This is a genomic window from Candidatus Bathyarchaeota archaeon, assembly GCA_026014725.1.
Taxonomy (GTDB): Archaea; Thermoproteota; Bathyarchaeia; order Bathyarchaeales; family Bathycorpusculaceae; genus Bathycorpusculum.
In genome coordinates this window covers 151,387-169,280 of sequence record JAOZHV010000026.1, presented here as the reverse complement: position 1 = coordinate 169,280, position 17,894 = coordinate 151,387, and the positions used below count along the sequence as shown (strand labels likewise).

Below are 17,894 nucleotides of genomic sequence, written 5' to 3'. Positions count from 1 at the left end.
TCCACTTATTTGCTTCGTGCCCAGACAGGTGGGGTCGTAGTCTAGGCAGGTATGACGACGGGCTCCAGAAAGCAAACATACACGGGTTTGCTGACTCCGCGAGGAGAATGACGAATCTCTGGAGCGGTCTTGAAGAAACCCGTAAACGGTCGACTTTGCGCGACTGTTGGGTAAAGGTCGTCGGTTCAAATCCGGCCGGCCCCACCATATTTTTTGGGCTTAAAAGGTATTTTGTGACTTGTCTGCTTAGTAGAGCGAGGCAACGATTTCAGTTACTGTATCTTGGATACCTGGAATTTTTTCGATTTCGCTGACAAGCCTCTGAAGTTGAGCCTTATTGGTAGCTTTTACTGGGCATATTAAGTCGTAGGGTCCAAAAACTACTTCAGCTGATAGAACGTTAGGTATCTTTTGGATTTCTTGTTGTACTTCTTCGATGTTGCTTGGGTTACAATTGGCAAACACGAAAGCGTAGGGTTCTTCATTAAATGGTTTGCCTTCGATTGCAACTATGAACGTTTCTGTTTTGTCAATCAGGGGGTTTTGAGGAAGTATTTTTCTTATGGGGTCATACCACTCTTTAATAAAACCATTAAAACTCTCTATTTCTTTGAATCTAACAATGATGTCTAATGGTCCAAAGAGCAAGAATACGTCTTTTTTACTCAATTTCATATTTATTAGTTCGTCTAAGACCCTGTTAAAGCAACCAACTTTGGCGCTTATTGCCATATAAGCCTTCATTTGTATCAAGTAAATAATTGCTGTATGTCTTGATAAGCTTAACTGAAATTCGCCTTTGCGCAGATTTTAGGTTTACTTAGAAGTGGCATGAATACACATATGCGGCATTGAAATGCTACTGATAGACCAGGGTGGAGCAATAATGTGGTACTGCGCTATCCACCTTTATAGACGAATATCATATAATACCGTTTTTTACTTTTTTAGTGTCTTTTCAGGTTAACTCTAACTAAAAGCTTAAATTTAGAAAACCTGAATCCGATGATAATGGCACTATTCCCAATCTTGCTTATCTGCGCTGGCTTAGCTATTGTAGTTTTAAGCGCCGATGAAGCAATTAAAAGGCTTCTTAACATAGCAAGGTACCTTCGTCTTTCAGAATTTGTGGTAAGCTTTGTGATAGCAGGCATAGTTGCTGTTCTGCCAGAACTATCCATAGGTGTTTTAGCCGCTTTTGGGGGCACTTCATCGCTTGGCTTTGGCATTATTTTAGGAGCAAATGTTGCCGATTTGACCCTAGTTATTGGAGCTGTGTTGTTAGTTGGAGGCGGGATGAAGCTGGATAGGAAGACTGTAAAAAACATTCGTCTTTCTTTTTTAGCTGTCATTCTTCCAGTCTTATTGTTTATTGATGGAGAAATTTCACGTATAGACGGAGCTATCTTGGTGTTTGCATTCATGCTTTACTTGTTTGTAATGCTTAGAACTAAACGTAATGATCCAGTGTTTATCGGTAAAAGACCAAAGTTGCGTTTCATTTTTGAAGTACTGGTCCTCGTTGTCAGTTTATCAATTTTGTTTATAGGCGGAAGCTTAGTTACGGATAACTCGAAAATCGTTAGTTCATCGCTTAGTTTACCCTTGTTTGTTGTTGGTGCCATTGTTGCAGTTGGAACCTGCCTACCTGAGTTGGTGTTTGCTATACGCTCTTGCAAAAAGAATCATTGTGAACTCGGCTTAGGAAACATTTTAGGCAATGTTCTAGCAGATTCTATGTTAACGATAGGAATAATTGCCCTGATACAACCCATCAGACCCCAGTTCCCTGTGCCACCCTTTCTTACGGGCACTTTTATGGTTGTCTGCACAGCGGTCGTTTACATCTTGTCGAAGGATGGCGATTTGGATAAACGGGATGGCATTTTGCTTGTTTCGATTTACGCCGTCTTCGTTATTATGCAAGGAATAATCGGGATATTCATTTAAGACTATGATTGGAGCTTACGCTTACTTATCCAATATTATGTGAAGTAGCCGTAGGATTACTTACTTGTTGAACCAGTAAATATTGAATTTTTCATTGCACCCTGAGTTCTTGCAGCCCAACACCTGTTCTATGACACTAATGTTTTCTTCTGGATCTGTCGGCTTTTCTGAAGACCAAAACGGGTGATTACTGTCAGGTCTTGTTACTTGCTGGGGCGTTTTGCATTTTGGGCAACATATAACTACTTTTGCCATGCACATAATTCTGCCCTCATTAATTATTAGCGCATTCTTTCATTTAATATTTTGCAGAAGCCCTAAAGGTGTCGTGAACGGAAGAAAAACAGAAATAACTAATCATTCTACAGTTACCACAAGGTGAAAAATGTGTCTGCGAAAACTCAAGTAAACATAACCCTAGCTTATAGGCTGTTGCATCCTATGCATACAGTCCTAATTTCATGTATCGGCAAAGCAGGCAAACCAAACATCACTACCATGGCGTGGGTAATGCCCACCTCAATCAACCCTCCGCTTGTAGCCATCAGCCTCGCCCCTGGGCGTCACTCTCACGCGTTTATCGAGGAGTCGGGCGAATTCATCGTTAATATTCCAACTCTTGAGGTTCTGCAAGCAGTTTACGCCTGCGGCTCGCTAACAGGCAGAAGTTTTGACAAATTCAAAAAAACAAACCTGACCCCTATGCCTGCCAAAAAAGTTAAGGCACCAGCAATCCGCGAATGCATCGCACATTTGGAATGCGAGGTAAAAGACAAAATCACTACTGGCGACCACACCATATTCATCGGCAAAATCCTAGAAGCCTACGCAGACATGGGCGTCTTCACTGAAAGCTATGACCTCAAAAAAACAAGAATGCTCTATCACGCAGGCGGCAACAACTTTGCCGTGTTAGACCCTAAACTTTACAAGCCATAGTGGCACCGGCAAATTGGCGTCTAATTATTTTTTCGCCACCTAATCAGCAAATAGAGCAGCAAAGGTCCGCCCAAAAATGCAGTTATAGCGCCCACAGGCAAAATTATCGGTGCAATCAACCGTCTGGCAAGGATGTCTGCGAGCAACAGCAAGATTGCCCCAGTGAGGCTTGAAGATATGATTAAGAAACGCTGGTCTCCGCCTACTATGGCACGGCAAATGTGAGGGGCAACAAGGCATATGAAGCCGATGGCACCTGTAAAGCTCACTACCGTTGCAGTTGCCAAACAAGCCATAACTAAGGTGATTATTCTGGTGCGGTCAACTTCTGTGCCTAAACTTTTTGCGGTGTCATCGCCCATCTTTATTACGTTAATGTCCCAAGACAGCCGAAGGTTAACAAGTATGCAAAATACCAGCACGCCTAAGATGTAGGGGAGTTGCCACCAGTCGGCTCTTGACAAGTCACCTACTACCCAGAATACTGTAGCGCTGACGGCATTGGTTTCCGCAAAATACTGTAGTATAGTTGTGCATGCATTGAAAATGTAAACCATCGCGACTCCCGCTAAAATCATGGTTTCAGGCGAAGCGCCCCTTCGTTTAACCAACAATAAAACTACAAAAACAGGAATTAACGAAAAAACGAAGGCGTTACTGACAATCAAAAGCTTACCCGCCATTAATCCCTTACCCAATATGATGCCAATGGCAGCACCTAACCCTGCTCCCGCGGAAACCCCCAACGTGTAAGGAGTCGCTATGGGATTTCGCAGAATAGCCTGCGTTGTAGTCCCGCCCATAGCCAATGCGGCACCTGCAAAAATGGCAAGCAGTATGCGGGGAAGACGCAAATTCCAGACAACGGTGTCTGCTAAGGAACTAACCGCAAACCAGTCAGGAAAAATCCTGCCCAGCACAGCAGCATAAGCATCCAAAAAAGACATGTTGGCTGAGCCAAGAGCAAGAGCAACTCCTGCTACAACAAAAAGCAGCAACGCGCATCCAGCTAAGAATACAGCTCTTTTTGCTAGTAACCTCTTGTACTTTCTTTTTTCATCATCGGCACTGTTTATTTCTTGTTTGGGTGATAACTTTATAGATTCTTTGTCCACCATATCAGTGCTGCCTTCTTTTTACGGTATAACCATAATTTTCCGTCACTATCCTGCACGAGAATCTTAGCCAAGTAAGCCCTAAGTTCATCTTGTTTTGTGAGTGATATGCTGTATTGTTGCATTACTTTTGATACAGCATCATCCAAATTTTTGTAACATTGTTGGGATTGAAAGTTAAAAATATCTACATTGGCAGAAATGCCTAGCTCTTGCAAAATATTAACAACATAAATGTGGTCAGGAAAGTCAAGACCTGAAAAGCCCTCGCCATAGACTATATTTCGCATTTCTTCATCCATCCACTTGCTGGCTGACAAGAAAACGTAAACACCCTTTGTGGCGAGAGCATCCATCTTTAGTAAGGCTTTTCCAACATCAACCATCAAAAGTGAAAAAGAAGATAGAACAATGTCGTGAGTTTCGATGTCGGTTGCATCCACATCTTCGATGGATGTATGGAGACATTGAATGTTTTTGATGTTTTCTTTTTGAACGTTTGCCTTTAGCAACGCCATCATGTTTGCGGAGGGCTCTAACGCAGTTACATGTTTGGCATATTTCGCTAAGGGTATTGTTATTCTGCCTGTGCCAGCACCAACATCGAGAACGGTACATTCAGGTGATAAGATAAGTCTGTTGAGTTGTTTTTGAGTCAAGTCCTCCATTTGGACTGTGTTTTCGTTGAAGGTTTTTGCCTGCTTGTCCCAGTAGGCTACACTGCAAAAATCAATTCTATGCGTACTAAGAAGCATTGCGTGTCTTAGCTGGGTCCAATTTATTATACCAGTCATATTGTAGCCATCTGTCTCTTTCAATTTTTTAATAAAAAAAGGAAAGTGGATTCATTTCCTATCTTAGGTTGCTCCGTTAGGTATACCTACGGTGTCGCCGTTGACGGTTATCGGTGGATACAAGAAGATGCCGCTGTTATCTAAGTTATAGTTTAGCCGCAGATACTTCGTTATGTATTCTTGATGGATTGCTTGCGGGTTTAAGTCAGGGAACAGGTCGGAGTAGAGTATTTTTGCCATGTACACTGCACCTAAGGTACCGCCCATTGCGTTGTTTCGAAAGTCGCCTGCTATTATGTAGACGTGATTATTCTTAACTGCAGTGAGGTTGGCAAATGAGGGTTGAGACAGGTAGTCTTGCAAACAAGCCTGTACGCCAGTTATGTCATTGGCATCTATTCCTTGTGATGGCTCATTTGTTCCTCCGCCGAAAGTGTATCGTACAGTATGTAAGAAAATGTACTCGGGGTCTTGTTGAATTATCCATTCAGCGTCAACGGTTACTGACGATGCATTAAGGTATGTCGGAAGTGACTTTGCTATATTTGAGCCGCCGGCTAAAATGCAGACTTGCCCCAGAGTGTCGATTGTTGCATACGCTTTGGTTGTAGTGGTTATTGTAGGCGAGTTAGTAATGAATACTGTGTGCATTTGGTTCTCTGATAAGGTACTTATTTTGGCTCTAATGGTGGAAGTTAAATTTAGTAGCCAATTTGCATATTCCATTGCCTTCGGTACTTTGTTGAAGATGTAGCCTGCTTTTAAGATGCCTTGAAGGAATTTGGAATCTTCAGGAGCAGTAACATTTGGATAGTATAAACCCAAGAAGACAACGTCAACACCTGGCAACTTGGACTTTTTTTCATCTGTAGCGCTGGTGAAAGTCAACAGTATGTCTGGATTCAGATTAAGGACTGCTTCGTAATCTGGCGAGTTCATGTTTCCAACAGAAACTATGCCTGGTTTATCTGGGAAATAGATTGATCTAAGTTTATCCACAGCGTAATCAAAGCCGACTATCTTGTCCTCTATTTGTAAAATCCGTGCTAGTTCTGCGTTCTGAATGTACTCAACTATCACACGGTTTGCGGGTAATGACACTGTAATGTTTTGTCCGTTGCCGTCTAGCATGCTGATTTGTGTGGCTTCACCGTTTATGATTGCGTTTATTTGAGTTACATCTTTTGAGTCGATAACGCCGTCAAAGTTTGCATCGGCGAATTTGGTTTTATTAGCGGCGCCTGCGATTATGCTGTTCACGTAAGTTACATCGCTTGCGTCTATTTTGTCATCGAGATTTGCGTTCCCGTAAACTTCCAGTGTAAGTTTAAGCGCTTCTACAGTTGTCGGTTGGGCTGTAGGTGAAGCTGTTGGTTGGCTGGTGGGTGAAGCTGTAGCTGTTGGCGAAGCGGTTGCCGTTGGTTCCGTTGTAGGTTGCGTGGTTCCTGATGCTGTGGGTGTAGGGTGGGGGGTCACGGTTGATTGGAACCAGTTTTGACTATAACCAATTAATGCTGCGGATACAATTATTACTATCAGCAGGATTCCTGCTATCAATGCTTTATTCATTTTTATCACAGTATTACTTTTTTTCAGAACAGTAATACTTATACCTTGTGTTACTGTTTAATGAAAAAGTAATACTCAAATAGCCCAAAGACATCACTCTTGACAGAGGCAAACGAAAATGAACATAACCGTGCAGGGCGTAACTTTCACATACCGTAGCACACCAACACTAACCGAAGTTTCCCTAGAACTCAATGAAACCGAAGTCCTAGGCATGGTAGGACCCAACGGTTCAGGAAAAACCACCCTACTCAAATGCATAAACAAAATACTCGAGCCTAAACAAGGCAGCATTATGCTTGGTGAGCGAGCGATAAAAAAGATGAGTCGGCTTGACGTGGCCAAGCATATAGGGTATGTTCCACAGAGTGCAATAGGCAATCCTGATGCGCTTCCAGTATTTGAAATGGTTTTGATGGGTAGGCGACCACACATTACTTGGCAGAGCACTGAAAAAGACGAAAAGAAAGTCTGGGACGCCATAAAACTGTTAAACATTGAGCACATAGCTATGCGTAATTTCTACGAACTCAGCGGAGGAGAACAACAAAGGGTTCTCATTGCAAGGTCTTTAGCTCAAGAAGCCAAAGTTCTCCTGCTGGACGAACCAACAAGCAACCTAGACATAAGACACCAGTTGGAGGTAATGGATTTGACACGAAAATTAGTCGCTGAAGAGCATCTTGCCGCCGCAGTTGCAATTCACGACCTCAATCTTGCATCCAGATATTGTGATAAAATCGTTATGATGAAAGCTGGTAAGATATTTGCCGCTGGCAACGTAAAATCGGTGTTAACAGCTGAAAACATAAGCGCTGTTTATGACGTAGAAGTAATTTTAAATTATAATAACAATACACCATATATTATACCCATAGCGCCCCGTTAAAATAACGGGTGCTGGATTAGGCGTAAACAAACATATTTATTTGTTAGCAGTTCTATGCAGAAATCAATAGAGAGGAGCAGGTCGCTATTTTTGTTTTCAACTGTTAAGCTTTAGTTTACTACGTACATATAGGGGTTCTCTTTGGCGATTCTAACTACTACGTACATTGGGAGTTGGGTTGTACGTAGTAATGGCACATTAGCTCCATGTATGTAGTGAAAACCAAACAGTTCACTGGCCCTATTTGTGTTTTGTCGGATAGTCAAGAAACTTTTACTAACTCTGCACTGGTTTAGTCAAGAAACCTTGACGAAAAGTAATTAATAGACTTGACATGCCAAAAACGTATAACACCAAAACAGCAAGAACAGTGAAGCCAAAAATTGAGTGTACTAAAGATTAGACTTAAAAACAAACCAAAACAATCAAGGGGTTGATACTTAATGCCGCTACTGTATCCAATCAAGCATGTCTACCGCAACTGGAAACTTTTCACAGCACTCTTAATAGGGATAACCCTTGCCGCAACATTTTTTGCCGCCATAGGCGTGAAAGCAAACATTTCAGCTGAGCAAGCAATTGATAAACAGCTCAGTTCCATTCGAACAGACATGGAATTTACTGCGCCGCTAAACCAGTCAAACCTTCCTTTAGCTTATGGAAACATAACAAGCATCGAAGGGGTAAAAAAAGTCGACATGGTTGCTCGGCTCAATTCTGAGCCTGTACGGTCAACAAGTGATAACTACACAAATGTGTGGTTTCCCCAAATGTATTCTTTCCCCAATACTTCCACGATTTATGATGAATGGATAAACAAGCCCGCGTCTATTCCAGAAAACTACACGTATGTCATCGCAGAAACGGAACTCGCAAAAAACGTGGCAGTAGGCGACAACATCACAACTGTAATTCGATTTCCAACCCCCAAATACTATAACACAAGTCAAGTTTACGTTAACTTGACTGTTGCTGGATTCGCCACATTAACCGACAAAGGATATCGGCTCCTGTCAGGTTATGGCGGAGGCTACTTTGTGTATGCAACTCCCACTCTTGATTATAAGAGCAGCATCTCAGGCTGGCGTGGCGACACCTTAATTATCAGCTGGGAAAACACTCTCGAGAAGTTTTGGAATTCCACCCTCGACAGCAGTACCGTTGACATCACCTTTTTGGTCAGCGTTGACCGCAAAGCGCTCATTAACCCTTGGAATATGGATGCATCCATTCAAAACGTGAACAGTATTGCTCAAAAAATAGAGAACAGAGTTCTTGGCAGCTATTTGGCACATGGTCAAGTAACTAATTACCTTGGCGATTCATTGTATACTTTTCAAAACAACTTTTCCTACACCTTGCTTAATTTCTTTATTGTGTCACTGCCCGTGTTCTTTGTAGCATGGTATCTGGGCTCAACCGTTTCTGATGTCTCCTTTAACATTCGTAGAAGAGAAATCGGTCTCTTATCAACGAAGGGACTTTCAAGTGGGCAAATACAAAGAATGTTCCTCACGGAAGCAGTGGCAATTGGCTTAGTCGGAGGATTTTTAGGCGTAGTAGGCGGTTTGATATTAAACCAATATTACGTTGGTGCGATAGACCTAAACAGCCTTTTTAACTCACAAATGTTCAATCCTGTTCTCCTAGTAGCCACCATTATTTTTGGAGTAGTTTTAGCACTCGCAGCGGTCTTTTGGTCCTCACGCAAAGCCGCTAGATTACCCGCCGTCGATACGCTTAGAGATTACATGCCTGCGGACAAACCGCATCGCCGAATAATACCGTTAATAGCACTTATTCTTGGAACCTATAAAATAGTGGTTTTTGCTTTAGGGTTAAACATTCAACAAGTTTTCTATCAGCTCAGCTATTCAGGAGGCAATTTCTTCCTTTCCTTAATTTCAGGACCGATTGTTTTAATCGATTCTGCATTGACCTACATTGGCCCCTTCCTGTTCTTGTGGGGCTTTACAAAGTTGCTAATTCGGGATTCGACAAAATTCCAAGTGCTTGCATCCAAAATTTCAGCGTTAATGGGTGATTTGGGCGCGTTGGCAGCAAAAAACGTTCGAAGAAACCCAGCCCGTTTAGCCGCCATAGCGTTTATTGTAGCTTTAATCATAGCATTTAGCGTTCAAGTGACTGGGCAAATCGCCAGCCAACAAGATTACACATACCGCCGTGTCAAAGCGGATGTCGGCGCAGACGTAACCGTTTCTGTAGTGAACGCCACAAGAGCACAACTCATTTTAGAGGACATTCGGGCAAACGTTTCAGGCATCAGAAACGCAAGCATTCAACGCGAACTCACAGCACCACTACGTGATGGAGGGGGACAATTAACCATAAGAACAATTGAACCCGGCAACTGGAGCACCTCTGCGTATTATGAACAAGAATGGTTTACTGAAACCACCATTGAACAGGTAATGAAGGAAATGGCGAATAATAATGCAACCATAATTTTAGAGCGCAACATCGCCAAGCAACTCAACCTAAAACTCTACGATGAAATAGCTATAAACTTCGCATCATGCCCACGCCAATTAAAAATAGTCGGATTCTTCGGTCCTGAATCCCCATACAACACCGGACCAGTAATTTTTTCCTCGTCAGGGGGACTAGATAAATATCCAATTTACGTTTCATCCCAATACTACTCGTATGTGCCAAGAGACCTCTTCAACATGACTTTCTACAGCGACATTTACCACTTAGAGAGCTTTTCAACAACAATCCTAATTAAATTAGAACCAGGGGTTAACGGAACCGATGTAGCTAACCAAATTAAAGAGTTGGAAGGTTTGGAAGTTTACAGCACTAACTCTTTTGATGAGCAATGGCGGGCGTCAGAGGGGATGAATTATCTTTCAACGTATTCCAGCCTGCAAGTTCTCGATATTCAAGGCTTAGGCTTACTTTTCGCAGTTTTATCTGCCTCTGTTGGAACAGCATTAATAGCCATTGTCAGCCTAAAAGAACGAAGCCGAGAAGCCACCCTAATGAGTGTTAGAGGCTTATCCTACCGCCAACTGGTCTGGATGTTCCTAACAGAAAGCATGGCGATAATCACCTTTGCAGTAATCTTGGGCGTAGTTGTAGGCGTAATAATAGTATACGGCAACATAACCGCAGCGAACACTAGTTTCGGTACTGCTACAGAACTCGTCAAGCAACGCTTTATTTATCCAGTCAACGCGATAGCAACCATTGGAACATACATAGCCTTAATCTACGCATCAACGATTGGTGCAATCTTAGTAATGACAAGTCAATATGTAACCAAACTTGAAAGGATGGTTAGAACAAGATGAGTGGACTACCCGTAAAAGTAAGAGACCTAGTAAAAGTACACCACACAGGAAAAATCGAAGTACAAGCCCTCCGAGGACTCAACTTAGACATCACAAATGGAGAGCTAGTCTCCATCATAGGCCCTAGCGGAAGCGGCAAAACGACCCTGCTAAACATCATTGGCGGCCTAGACAAAGCCACCGCAGGCACAGTTCAAGTTGGAGAAAAAACCGTAACATCCCTATCCGTCCGTCAACTGGTTGATTTTCGAAGAAAAATGGTCGGGCACATCTTCCAAAACCTAAACCTGATTCCAACGCTAACCGCAAAAGAAAATATAGAGTTCTCAATGGTCGCATCAGGCGTCAAACGTAGCAAACGAGCGCACCGCGTACAAGAACTACTCAAAACAGTCGGCTTAGAAGACCGCGCCAACCACAAACCCGAAGAATTAAGCGGCGGAGAACAACAAAGAATCGCCATAGCCTCTGCATTGGCAAACGACGCGCCAGTGCTTTTAGCGGATGAACCAACAGGTGAACTTGATACTGCAAACGCAAGAATCATCGCAGAATACCTAGTCAAAATCAATAAGGAACTAGGTAAAACCATTATAATGGTCACTCATGACCCTAGTGTCGCCCGCGTTTCAAGCCGAATTTTGCGCATTGAAGACGGCATCATAAAAACCGCTTTGGCGCCCTCAGAAGTTATTGTGCAGGAGAAAGCGCACTCCTACGTGGACCAAATCAAGGACAGAATCAACGAAATCAACGAGGAACTGCGGCAGTTAGACAGCGACTTCCGAGCGGAAAAAATGGATGGCGACGAATACATGCATAAACGCCTAAACCTAAAACACATCAGAGACAGCCTCAAAGAAGAATGCTCACGCATGGGCGTCATCCCACCATAAAAAAAGCCCTAACCGCCAGTACTACTTGTGCAACCCCACAACCAACAAACAGCCCAAACCACAAACAAAATACGAAAGCAACATTCTAAGCAACCCGCTGATTGTTGATGTAATGGGAGGGGAATACTTCAACAACTAATAGAGAAAAAGTTATTGCGTCACAGAATGATACCAACTTATGATGTACTCAGGCAGGTTCAAACCTCGCTCCCCAAGACGTTCAGCAAGCTTCACAGGAATTGGACTAAGAACGTAAGCTGCACGAGTGTAGAAACGCCTTGGAAAACTCGGTTTCGGGTCTTCTGGGAGAACGATTTTTAGATCAGCTTTCTTAGCAAGGGTGGAGTCCTTGTTGCCCGTGATAGCGAACACTGTTCCCGCAAACTTCTTAATCACATCAGCCCAAATTATAACAGGTCTAGTTTCGCCAGAATACGATAGTAATATTTCCAAGTCGCCTGCCCTTGGATGCGGCGTGTTAACGCCACGTGTTATGTAAACGTTGTCGCCTAAGAAACTTTTAATGTGGAAGAGTCTGACGCCTGTCATTTTAGCAATTTCGTTGGCGGTGCCTTTTCCGCCGAGGAATACGTTAGTTCTTTTTTCAAGGAGGTCAACGAGTTGGTTATAAGTATCTGAAGCAACATGCGTATCAATCATATCGCCGATTTTTTCGAATTCTTCGACGCAAAGCTGGAAGACTTCGTCAACTTCGAGGTTTCGAAATATTGCCTCTATCATGCTGTTTAAAAGTTCAAGAGTACCCAACTCAAAGATGTCGCCCATCATGCCTGTTTCGCTGTACTCAAATGAGGGTTTAGATTTACCGCGCCCTTTGATCTGAACAACCTGCCCGTACTTTCTTGTGACATCTGCCAGCGGCGAATTATAAGTTGATGTCAAAAGCCCCATAGTAAATCGGTTAGTTTTCTTTTCTTCAATGTACTTGGCAAGGTCCTGCGCCATGACAAGCGGGTCATCACTATAACCGCTGCCTGAATTCATCAAAAGCAGGGTTTTCTTATATCGACGTTCCAAATCAGGCGCTGCGTCATACATGCTTTTGCCTGGGAACCCGGGGTCGTCAGGCGTTAAGACAACTTTGTTTCGCCATCCTGCTTGTGCGAGAGCTATTTGGCTCATAGCGGCGTTAAGCGAATACAGCGAGCGCCCTGCTCCTCCACAGATTACGCAGTCTGCCGCTTTTAGGTCTTCATAAAGAGGTGCGAGTTCCTTTCTTTTAATGCTTAGAATGTTTTCTTGGATTCGGTTTACATATCCAATGCTGCTGATTTGGTTCTTGATAGTAACGCACCTTCAGTTAGAGTGATTCGGGGTTTTGCTATATTATTCTTATGCTCGCTAATCAGAGAGGCTTACTTTCACAAAGTTGACAAGCGCACAAACTATCAGGGATAATAATCTCTGCAACGACTATAACGTTTACTGAAGACTGCAGAAAGCCCTTTTGTCTACATTATTATAAAAAATTAGAGAAGGGCGTGATGCGCTGCCATAGACCTATCCCCCTATAAAAAGCGAGATGAATGAAAATGTTTCTTTAACTGTTTACTTTAAGGCGTATTAAAATTTGAATTGCCAATATTCTATTTAATGCTGAAATAAGGGGTATAGACGAACGATTATGATTTGAACTTAGTCATCGTTTGCTGTTGCAACCTTTAAAAGTAACTTCAACTATTAACCTAAAAGGGATTTTAATGGCGAGTCAAATTTCTGCAAAAAATATCTACACTAAAGAATTTGCAACCGTCCAAGATACCGATAGTCTCTCAAGATGCCTTGAAGCTTTCAAAGCAGGTATGCCGCCCGTTTTAGCTGTCTTAAATGACAAGGGCAAGTATCAAGGCATGATAACAAGGCGCTCAATTCTTAGAACACGGCAAGACCCAGCAACCACGAAAGTCAAGACCCTCATGAAAACCGCACCACCTGTAACTTTCGACGACCCTTTAGGTAAACTAGCAAAACTGATGATACAAACAGGCATAAGACAGCTACCACTTTTCGAAAAAAACAAACTTGTTGGTTTTGTAACTGATGAAAACATAATTCACGCCGCTGTCATGGAGGACTTCGGAAACACAAAAGTAGAAACAATCATGACACGTGCACCACACACAATCGACGCAAACCGCTCAGTTGGCGCAGCACTTAGTCTCATGCGTGAACATGACATATCCCATCTTCCAGTCATGGATAACGGTAAACTTGCTGGAATGCTAAGCGTACAAGACGTCATAGAAAATATCTATTGGCCGCAAAAACGCCAAACAACAGGCGACATAGCTGGCGAAAAAATCCAAACATTAAACATCCCAGCAAAAGGTATCATGAACACGCCCGTTATAACAGCGAAGACTACAACAACTCTGCGGGAAGCTGAGCAAACGATGCATAAACATGACATATCCTGTCTGCCCATAGTGACAGACGACAGACTGGTTGGAATCATAACAAAACTCGACTTCCTTGAGCCAATCAGCCAACTTGAAACGCCAATGCCAAAACTAACAATACAATTCGGCGTAAAAGGTGGCGATATAACCCCTCAACAGCAAGCTTTCATGATGGATGAATTTGACTCATTCTCACGCAAATATCAAGAAGCCTTCCAACTTGGCACCTTATTCGTTTACATGAAAACACACGGGAACACAGAACTCCGTGGAACACCCTTGATTCATTGCCGCTTGCAGTTCCGAACCGTAAAAGGCACCTACTTTAGCTCAAGCGAAGGCTGGGGAATAGAACCAACTTTCCGTGTTGCGCTTGATAGACTTGAACGAAGACTTCTTCGAAGCAAAGAACTCATTGCCTACAATCCAAAGTTTGCCAAAGATTACCTGCGCAAAATCGGGTTACCGCAAGAAGAAGAAATCTAACCCTCCCTTCTTTTCTAAACCGCAGAACATAAACCTGTGTTGCGAGCCTCTGCTTCTCTACTCAGCCATTGCATTCTTGGTGAAAATTGTCTGTTACAAATTCCTCATTGTTCTATGGCAATTAATAACTAAATCCCTCGTAAAATAAAAGTAAATACAGAAAAATAAATTGCATTATAGATAAAAATAGAACCATTTATCCTTGTACTTTAAATAAGCCAACAAGACACTAACTAGTTGAGGATTTACCTCAAGCTAATTTTAAAGAAACACCCAAACAGCTTTTCTCATCCGCTTCTGTCATGAAGGGATTCTATAGTTATGGTTCTGAAACAAAACCAATTGGTTGATGAATTAAAACTTGAATGGAATAGACTCTGGCGTGAAAGAATTGACGACAAAGTAAGAGCTGAAGGCATAGCTGTTAATGATTACACCTCATTGTTTGTTGATAAAGGTACAATAATTCATGCGACGAGAGATTTCAAAGCCTTAAACTTCAAGGAAATTTTGGAGCAGTATGAGATTTCAGACGTTGAAAAATACATCCCGCCTTATCCACAAGTTGGCGGTTGGACAAAATTCGTTAGAACATATATTATCAGCAAGCAGCAACCGAGGAAAAAAAGGGTTGTGCTCTGCAGAGAAGAGAAAAGAGGTAAGCAGCAACTAAAGAAGAACGGCAGAGGCTGGCTGCATATATAGTTTTAATTGATAAAGGAGACGTTTTACTTGGTTAGTTATCGGGATAGAGTGGACATTATAGCTGACATACTAAACGTTGTTAGTCGAGAAGCCAAGAAAACCCAAATCATGTATCAGGCTAACTTAAGCTACAGAGTCCTCCAAAAATACCTAAGCGAAATTGCTGAAGCTGCACTCATAAGATATGAACGTCAAAGTCAAAGTTACACGTTGACGTTTAAAGGGCAAGAGTACTTAGAAGCTTACAAAGATTATGCCCGATGTAGCAAAAGCATGGAAAAACGCCTCAGTGATTTCTCAACCAAAAAGAAAGTCTTAGAGAATTTATGCCCTGTTAGACAAAACAAAACGTACCTAAATCAAACCGCCAAGTAACATGCTAATTTTGGTGAAAAAATGGTTAAATGCACCACTGTCTCTCTCACAACGTTTTTGCTGTTTTTCTTAGCCACTGTCGCGTTTTCCAAAACAGTTTCCGCTGACCAAGGAAGCGCCCAAAACGCAATTTCTTCAGCGGAAAGCACCATGAAAAGCTGTTTTGACGAAGTTAGACAAGCAGAGTCAGCAGGCGTAGATGTAACGGCACTAGTGGCTACTTTGAACAATGTTGCTGAATTATTGACAAAAGCCAAGTTGGCATATGCAAGTAACAATTTCGATTCAGCTTTTGATTACGCGAGTCAAAGCAGAAACCAACTCAATGATTTTGTCTCTAAAGTTAATATTGCACATGAAACCGCAATTGGCGAGAACAATAGAAAGCAGTCCACAATCGTTCTGTCGATAGTATTTTCAGCCGCTATTCTGTCCGCAGGAGTAGCTTCCTATGTTTCTTTAAGTCGAAAAGAACGGAGAAACACAGATGACACAAAAAACCATACAGTATAAAGCAATCTTGTTATCTGTAACGGCTGTTTTAGCGTTACTGGTTGCGTCACCTGCTTTTGAGCAAATAGTAGAAATTCCCCAAACGTATTTTATCACTGAATTATCAATTTTAGGTCAATACCACAATGCCACTTATCCTTCTAACATAACGGTTGGCGAAAACTATCGCTTATACATAGATGTCACCAACCGTTTAGGAGCCAGCGCCTACTATACCTTGGAAATAAAGTTCCGCAGTCAAACTCAATCAGCACCAGACAGCTTCGCCCACACAGCAAGCAATCTCCAATCAATAGTAAGCATACCCTTTTTTGTTGCCGATAAAGCAACATACGAAATACCTCTTGACGTCTCTTTCCAATATGCGGTTAATTCTCCTGACCAGCTTGTCGTGCAAACAATCACGGTTAATGGCGTGCCTTTGACTGTTAATACAGTTATCAACCGAGACGCAGAGAGGAGGGGTTTCTATGGGAACTTGTTTTTTGAACTATGGCTTTACAATGGTACAACACAGACTTTCGAGTATCATCAACGTTATGTAAGTTTGTGGTTGAGAATGAACGTTTAATCTGGCAGCCCTTTGCTTATTTGAAGGACTAAATTTTGGTTTTAAAGTCTGATGTAATTCTTGCAGTGGGCGCGCACCCTGACGACATAGAATTAGGCTGCGGGGGAACCCTAAGCGTCGCATCTAAACTTGGGAAAAAAGTGATAGCTATTTTTCTCTCAAAAGGTGAACAGAGCGGAAGCCCAGAAGTGCGACTAAAAGAAAGTATCGAAGCGCTGAGAACTCTTGGGGTGAAAGAAGTGCATTTTGGCGATTTCCCAGACACAGAGATTCCCTGTTCACGGCAAGCAATAGATTTTCTTGAGGCCTTCTATACCGCAAATAGGGCTGAGACTATACTTACGCATACAGTTAACGATATCCATCAGGACCATCGTCAAGTCGGTTGGTTATCGATTTCTGCTTTTAGAAACGCACCAAAACTATTGGCATATGAAACACCACGGGTGACTCCTTCTTTTTCTCCTACTTACTTTGTAGATATAACGAATTGTGTAGGTGACAAGTGGACAGCACTAAAATGTCACCTCTCACAAAAAACAAAACGGTACATCACCTACGAGTCCATGATTAATTTGGCGTCATTTAGAGGAAGCCAAGTTAGTCTTCCTGCAGCCGAAGCTTTTGAAGTGGTGAGATATGTAGAAAAATTATCACCATAAAGGGTGAATTGAGCTAATGATTGTTGCAGGTCATCAACCAAACTATTTGCCGTGGCTTGGCTTTTTTGATAAAATGCGAAGATGTGAGATTTTCATAGTTGAAGATAACGTTCAATTTGAACATCAAGGTTTCACCAACAGAAACAAGATTATGACTGCTGGCGGCGTGAAATGGCTCAGTATTCCAGTGGAACATGCGAATAAACCGTTACAAATCAACGAAGTCAAAATCGCCAACAATGCAGAACCGAATTGGGGGCGCAGACACTGGCTAACTTTAAAGCATAGCTATTGTAAGGCACCTTACTGGGCTGACTATTTTGAATTTTTTGAGGATACATATGAGCGTGAATGGAATATGCTAGTTGACCTTAACATGCATCTGATTAGGGGAATCATGCGCTTTCTAAAAATAGATAAGCCCTTAGTAATGAGTTCTTCTCTTGGAGTTGAAGGAAAAAAAACCGAGTTACTTATTGCTCAATGCAAAAAAGTTGGTGCTGATGTGCAACTTGCGGGCGACGGCGGAAGAGACTACATTGACAAACGGCGCTTTGAGGAAGAAGGAATAGACTTGGTTTTTCAAGAATTTATGCACCCTCAGTATCTTCAGACGCGAGAGGAGGTTGTAGCTAATCTTTCAGTGGTTGACTTTCTCTTTTGCACTGGCGCAAAACAGTGGTAACATTTTAG

At 42.3% G+C, this 17,894-nt stretch carries 18 protein-coding genes and 1 tRNA gene; 13 read left to right on the top strand and 6 right to left on the bottom strand.

Annotated features, from left to right (window positions below):
* Nucleotides 1-30 precede the first annotated feature (30 nt).
* Nucleotides 31-207, top strand: a tRNA-Trp gene (locus tag NWE95_04905).
* A gap of 39 nt (nt 208-246) precedes the next feature.
* Here NWE95_04905 and NWE95_04900 read toward each other — a convergent pair.
* Nucleotides 247-675: an Lrp/AsnC ligand binding domain-containing protein gene (locus NWE95_04900; GenBank protein ID MCW4003236.1), complete on the bottom strand. Its 429-nt coding sequence runs from the start codon at nt 673-675 to the stop codon at nt 247-249.
* 336 nt (nt 676-1,011) lie between these two features.
* On the opposite strand from NWE95_04900, the gene NWE95_04895 reads away from it, so the two are divergent.
* Nucleotides 1,012-1,950 (top strand): hypothetical protein, encoded by a 939-nt coding sequence (locus NWE95_04895; GenBank protein ID MCW4003235.1) that lies wholly within the window; start codon nt 1,012-1,014, stop codon nt 1,948-1,950.
* Between the two features lie 60 nt (nt 1,951-2,010).
* Here the strand turns inward: NWE95_04895 and NWE95_04890 are convergent, their stop codons facing one another.
* Nucleotides 2,011-2,205, bottom strand: a complete 195-nt coding sequence (locus NWE95_04890) for a hypothetical protein (GenBank protein ID MCW4003234.1) — start codon at nt 2,203-2,205, stop codon at nt 2,011-2,013.
* Nucleotides 2,206-2,337: 132 nt separating this feature from the next.
* Between NWE95_04890 and NWE95_04885 the strand changes: the two genes are divergently transcribed.
* Nucleotides 2,338-2,889, top strand: coding sequence for a flavin reductase family protein (locus tag NWE95_04885; protein ID MCW4003233.1), 552 nt, complete (start codon nt 2,338-2,340; stop codon nt 2,887-2,889).
* A gap of 20 nt (nt 2,890-2,909) precedes the next feature.
* On the opposite strand, the gene NWE95_04880 is transcribed toward NWE95_04885, so the two are convergent.
* From NWE95_04880 to NWE95_04870, 3 genes are all read right to left on the bottom strand, one after another.
* Nucleotides 2,910-4,007 carry an iron ABC transporter permease gene (locus NWE95_04880; protein ID MCW4003232.1) on the bottom strand — a complete coding sequence of 366 codons (1,098 nt, stop codon included), beginning with the start codon at nt 4,005-4,007 and terminating at the stop codon, nt 2,910-2,912.
* A complete protein-coding gene (locus NWE95_04875; GenBank protein ID MCW4003231.1) occupies nt 3,986-4,798 on the bottom strand; it encodes a class I SAM-dependent methyltransferase in 813 nt (270 codons plus the stop codon). The genes NWE95_04880 and NWE95_04875 overlap by 22 nt, the downstream gene beginning before the upstream one ends.
* A gap of 63 nt (nt 4,799-4,861) precedes the next feature.
* Complete coding sequence (locus NWE95_04870; GenBank protein MCW4003230.1) at nt 4,862-6,367, bottom strand: ABC transporter substrate-binding protein; 1,506 nt, start codon at nt 6,365-6,367, stop codon at nt 4,862-4,864.
* A 118-nt stretch (nt 6,368-6,485) separates the two neighbouring features.
* Here NWE95_04870 and NWE95_04865 point away from each other — a divergent pair, with 118 nt between their 5' ends.
* The 3 genes from NWE95_04865 to NWE95_04855 all read left to right on the top strand — a co-directional run bounded on the left by NWE95_04865 (nt 6,486) and on the right by NWE95_04855 (nt 11,469).
* On the top strand, nt 6,486-7,256 hold the full coding sequence (locus NWE95_04865) for an ABC transporter ATP-binding protein (GenBank protein MCW4003229.1): 771 nt from the start codon (nt 6,486-6,488) through the stop codon (nt 7,254-7,256).
* Nucleotides 7,257-7,699: 443 nt separating this feature from the next.
* Nucleotides 7,700-10,573, top strand: coding sequence for an FtsX-like permease family protein (locus tag NWE95_04860; protein ID MCW4003228.1), 2,874 nt, complete (start codon nt 7,700-7,702; stop codon nt 10,571-10,573).
* The gene (locus NWE95_04855; GenBank protein ID MCW4003227.1) at nt 10,570-11,469 is read left to right on the top strand and encodes an ABC transporter ATP-binding protein; all 900 of its coding nucleotides are present in this window, start codon (nt 10,570-10,572) and stop codon (nt 11,467-11,469) included. Before NWE95_04860 ends, NWE95_04855 begins: the two co-directional genes overlap by 4 nt.
* 150 nt (nt 11,470-11,619) lie before the next feature.
* Here NWE95_04855 and NWE95_04850 read toward each other — a convergent pair whose 3' ends face one another.
* Nucleotides 11,620-12,612, bottom strand: a complete 993-nt coding sequence (locus tag NWE95_04850) for an SIS domain-containing protein (GenBank protein MCW4003226.1) — start codon at nt 12,610-12,612, stop codon at nt 11,620-11,622.
* A 578-nt stretch (nt 12,613-13,190) separates the two neighbouring features.
* Here NWE95_04850 and NWE95_04845 point away from each other — a divergent pair.
* The 7 genes from NWE95_04845 to NWE95_04815 all read left to right on the top strand — a co-directional run bounded on the left by NWE95_04845 (nt 13,191) and on the right by NWE95_04815 (nt 17,886).
* Nucleotides 13,191-14,375, top strand: a complete 1,185-nt coding sequence (locus NWE95_04845; GenBank protein MCW4003225.1) for a CBS domain-containing protein — start codon at nt 13,191-13,193, stop codon at nt 14,373-14,375.
* Between the two features lie 321 nt (nt 14,376-14,696).
* Nucleotides 14,697-15,080: a hypothetical protein gene (locus NWE95_04840; protein MCW4003224.1), complete on the top strand. Its 384-nt coding sequence runs from the start codon at nt 14,697-14,699 to the stop codon at nt 15,078-15,080.
* Between the two features lie 27 nt (nt 15,081-15,107).
* Nucleotides 15,108-15,455 carry a winged helix-turn-helix domain-containing protein gene (locus NWE95_04835; GenBank protein ID MCW4003223.1) on the top strand — a complete coding sequence of 116 codons (348 nt, stop codon included), beginning with the start codon at nt 15,108-15,110 and terminating at the stop codon, nt 15,453-15,455.
* A gap of 21 nt (nt 15,456-15,476) precedes the next feature.
* Nucleotides 15,477-15,968 carry a hypothetical protein gene (locus tag NWE95_04830; protein ID MCW4003222.1) on the top strand — a complete coding sequence of 164 codons (492 nt, stop codon included), beginning with the start codon at nt 15,477-15,479 and terminating at the stop codon, nt 15,966-15,968.
* Complete coding sequence (locus tag NWE95_04825; GenBank protein ID MCW4003221.1) at nt 15,943-16,539, top strand: DUF1616 domain-containing protein; 597 nt, start codon at nt 15,943-15,945, stop codon at nt 16,537-16,539. Before NWE95_04830 ends, NWE95_04825 begins: the two co-directional genes overlap by 26 nt.
* Before the next feature lie 35 nt (nt 16,540-16,574).
* Nucleotides 16,575-17,201: a PIG-L family deacetylase gene (locus tag NWE95_04820; protein ID MCW4003220.1), complete on the top strand. Its 627-nt coding sequence runs from the start codon at nt 16,575-16,577 to the stop codon at nt 17,199-17,201.
* Nucleotides 17,202-17,217: 16 nt separating this feature from the next.
* Nucleotides 17,218-17,886 (top strand): WbqC family protein, encoded by a 669-nt coding sequence (locus tag NWE95_04815; GenBank protein ID MCW4003219.1) that lies wholly within the window; start codon nt 17,218-17,220, stop codon nt 17,884-17,886.
* Nucleotides 17,887-17,894: the final 8 nt, after the last annotated feature.

Excerpts from the sequence above, each read along its gene's own strand:
- NWE95_04900 (MCW4003236.1), bottom strand. The coding sequence starts at position 675 with ATGAAATTGAGTAAAAAAGACGTATTCTTGCTCTTTGGACCATTAGAC.
- NWE95_04895 (MCW4003235.1), top strand. The coding sequence starts at position 1,012 with ATGGCACTATTCCCAATCTTGCTTATCTGCGCTGGCTTAGCTATTGTA.
- NWE95_04890 (MCW4003234.1), bottom strand. The coding sequence starts at position 2,205 with ATGGCAAAAGTAGTTATATGTTGCCCAAAATGCAAAACGCCCCAGCAA.
- NWE95_04880 (MCW4003232.1), bottom strand. The coding sequence starts at position 4,007 with ATGGTGGACAAAGAATCTATAAAGTTATCACCCAAACAAGAAATAAAC.
- NWE95_04875 (MCW4003231.1), bottom strand. The coding sequence starts at position 4,798 with ATGACTGGTATAATAAATTGGACCCAGCTAAGACACGCAATGCTTCTT.
- NWE95_04870 (MCW4003230.1), bottom strand. The coding sequence starts at position 6,367 with ATGAATAAAGCATTGATAGCAGGAATCCTGCTGATAGTAATAATTGTA.
- NWE95_04865 (MCW4003229.1), top strand. The coding sequence starts at position 6,486 with ATGAACATAACCGTGCAGGGCGTAACTTTCACATACCGTAGCACACCA.
- NWE95_04860 (MCW4003228.1), top strand. The coding sequence starts at position 7,700 with ATGCCGCTACTGTATCCAATCAAGCATGTCTACCGCAACTGGAAACTT.
- NWE95_04855 (MCW4003227.1), top strand. The coding sequence starts at position 10,570 with ATGAGTGGACTACCCGTAAAAGTAAGAGACCTAGTAAAAGTACACCAC.
- NWE95_04850 (MCW4003226.1), bottom strand. The coding sequence starts at position 12,612 with ATGAGCCAAATAGCTCTCGCACAAGCAGGATGGCGAAACAAAGTTGTC.
- NWE95_04845 (MCW4003225.1), top strand. The coding sequence starts at position 13,191 with ATGGCGAGTCAAATTTCTGCAAAAAATATCTACACTAAAGAATTTGCA.
- NWE95_04840 (MCW4003224.1), top strand. The coding sequence starts at position 14,697 with ATGGTTCTGAAACAAAACCAATTGGTTGATGAATTAAAACTTGAATGG.
- NWE95_04830 (MCW4003222.1), top strand. The coding sequence starts at position 15,477 with ATGGTTAAATGCACCACTGTCTCTCTCACAACGTTTTTGCTGTTTTTC.
- NWE95_04825 (MCW4003221.1), top strand. The coding sequence starts at position 15,943 with ATGACACAAAAAACCATACAGTATAAAGCAATCTTGTTATCTGTAACG.
- NWE95_04815 (MCW4003219.1), top strand. The coding sequence starts at position 17,218 with ATGATTGTTGCAGGTCATCAACCAAACTATTTGCCGTGGCTTGGCTTT.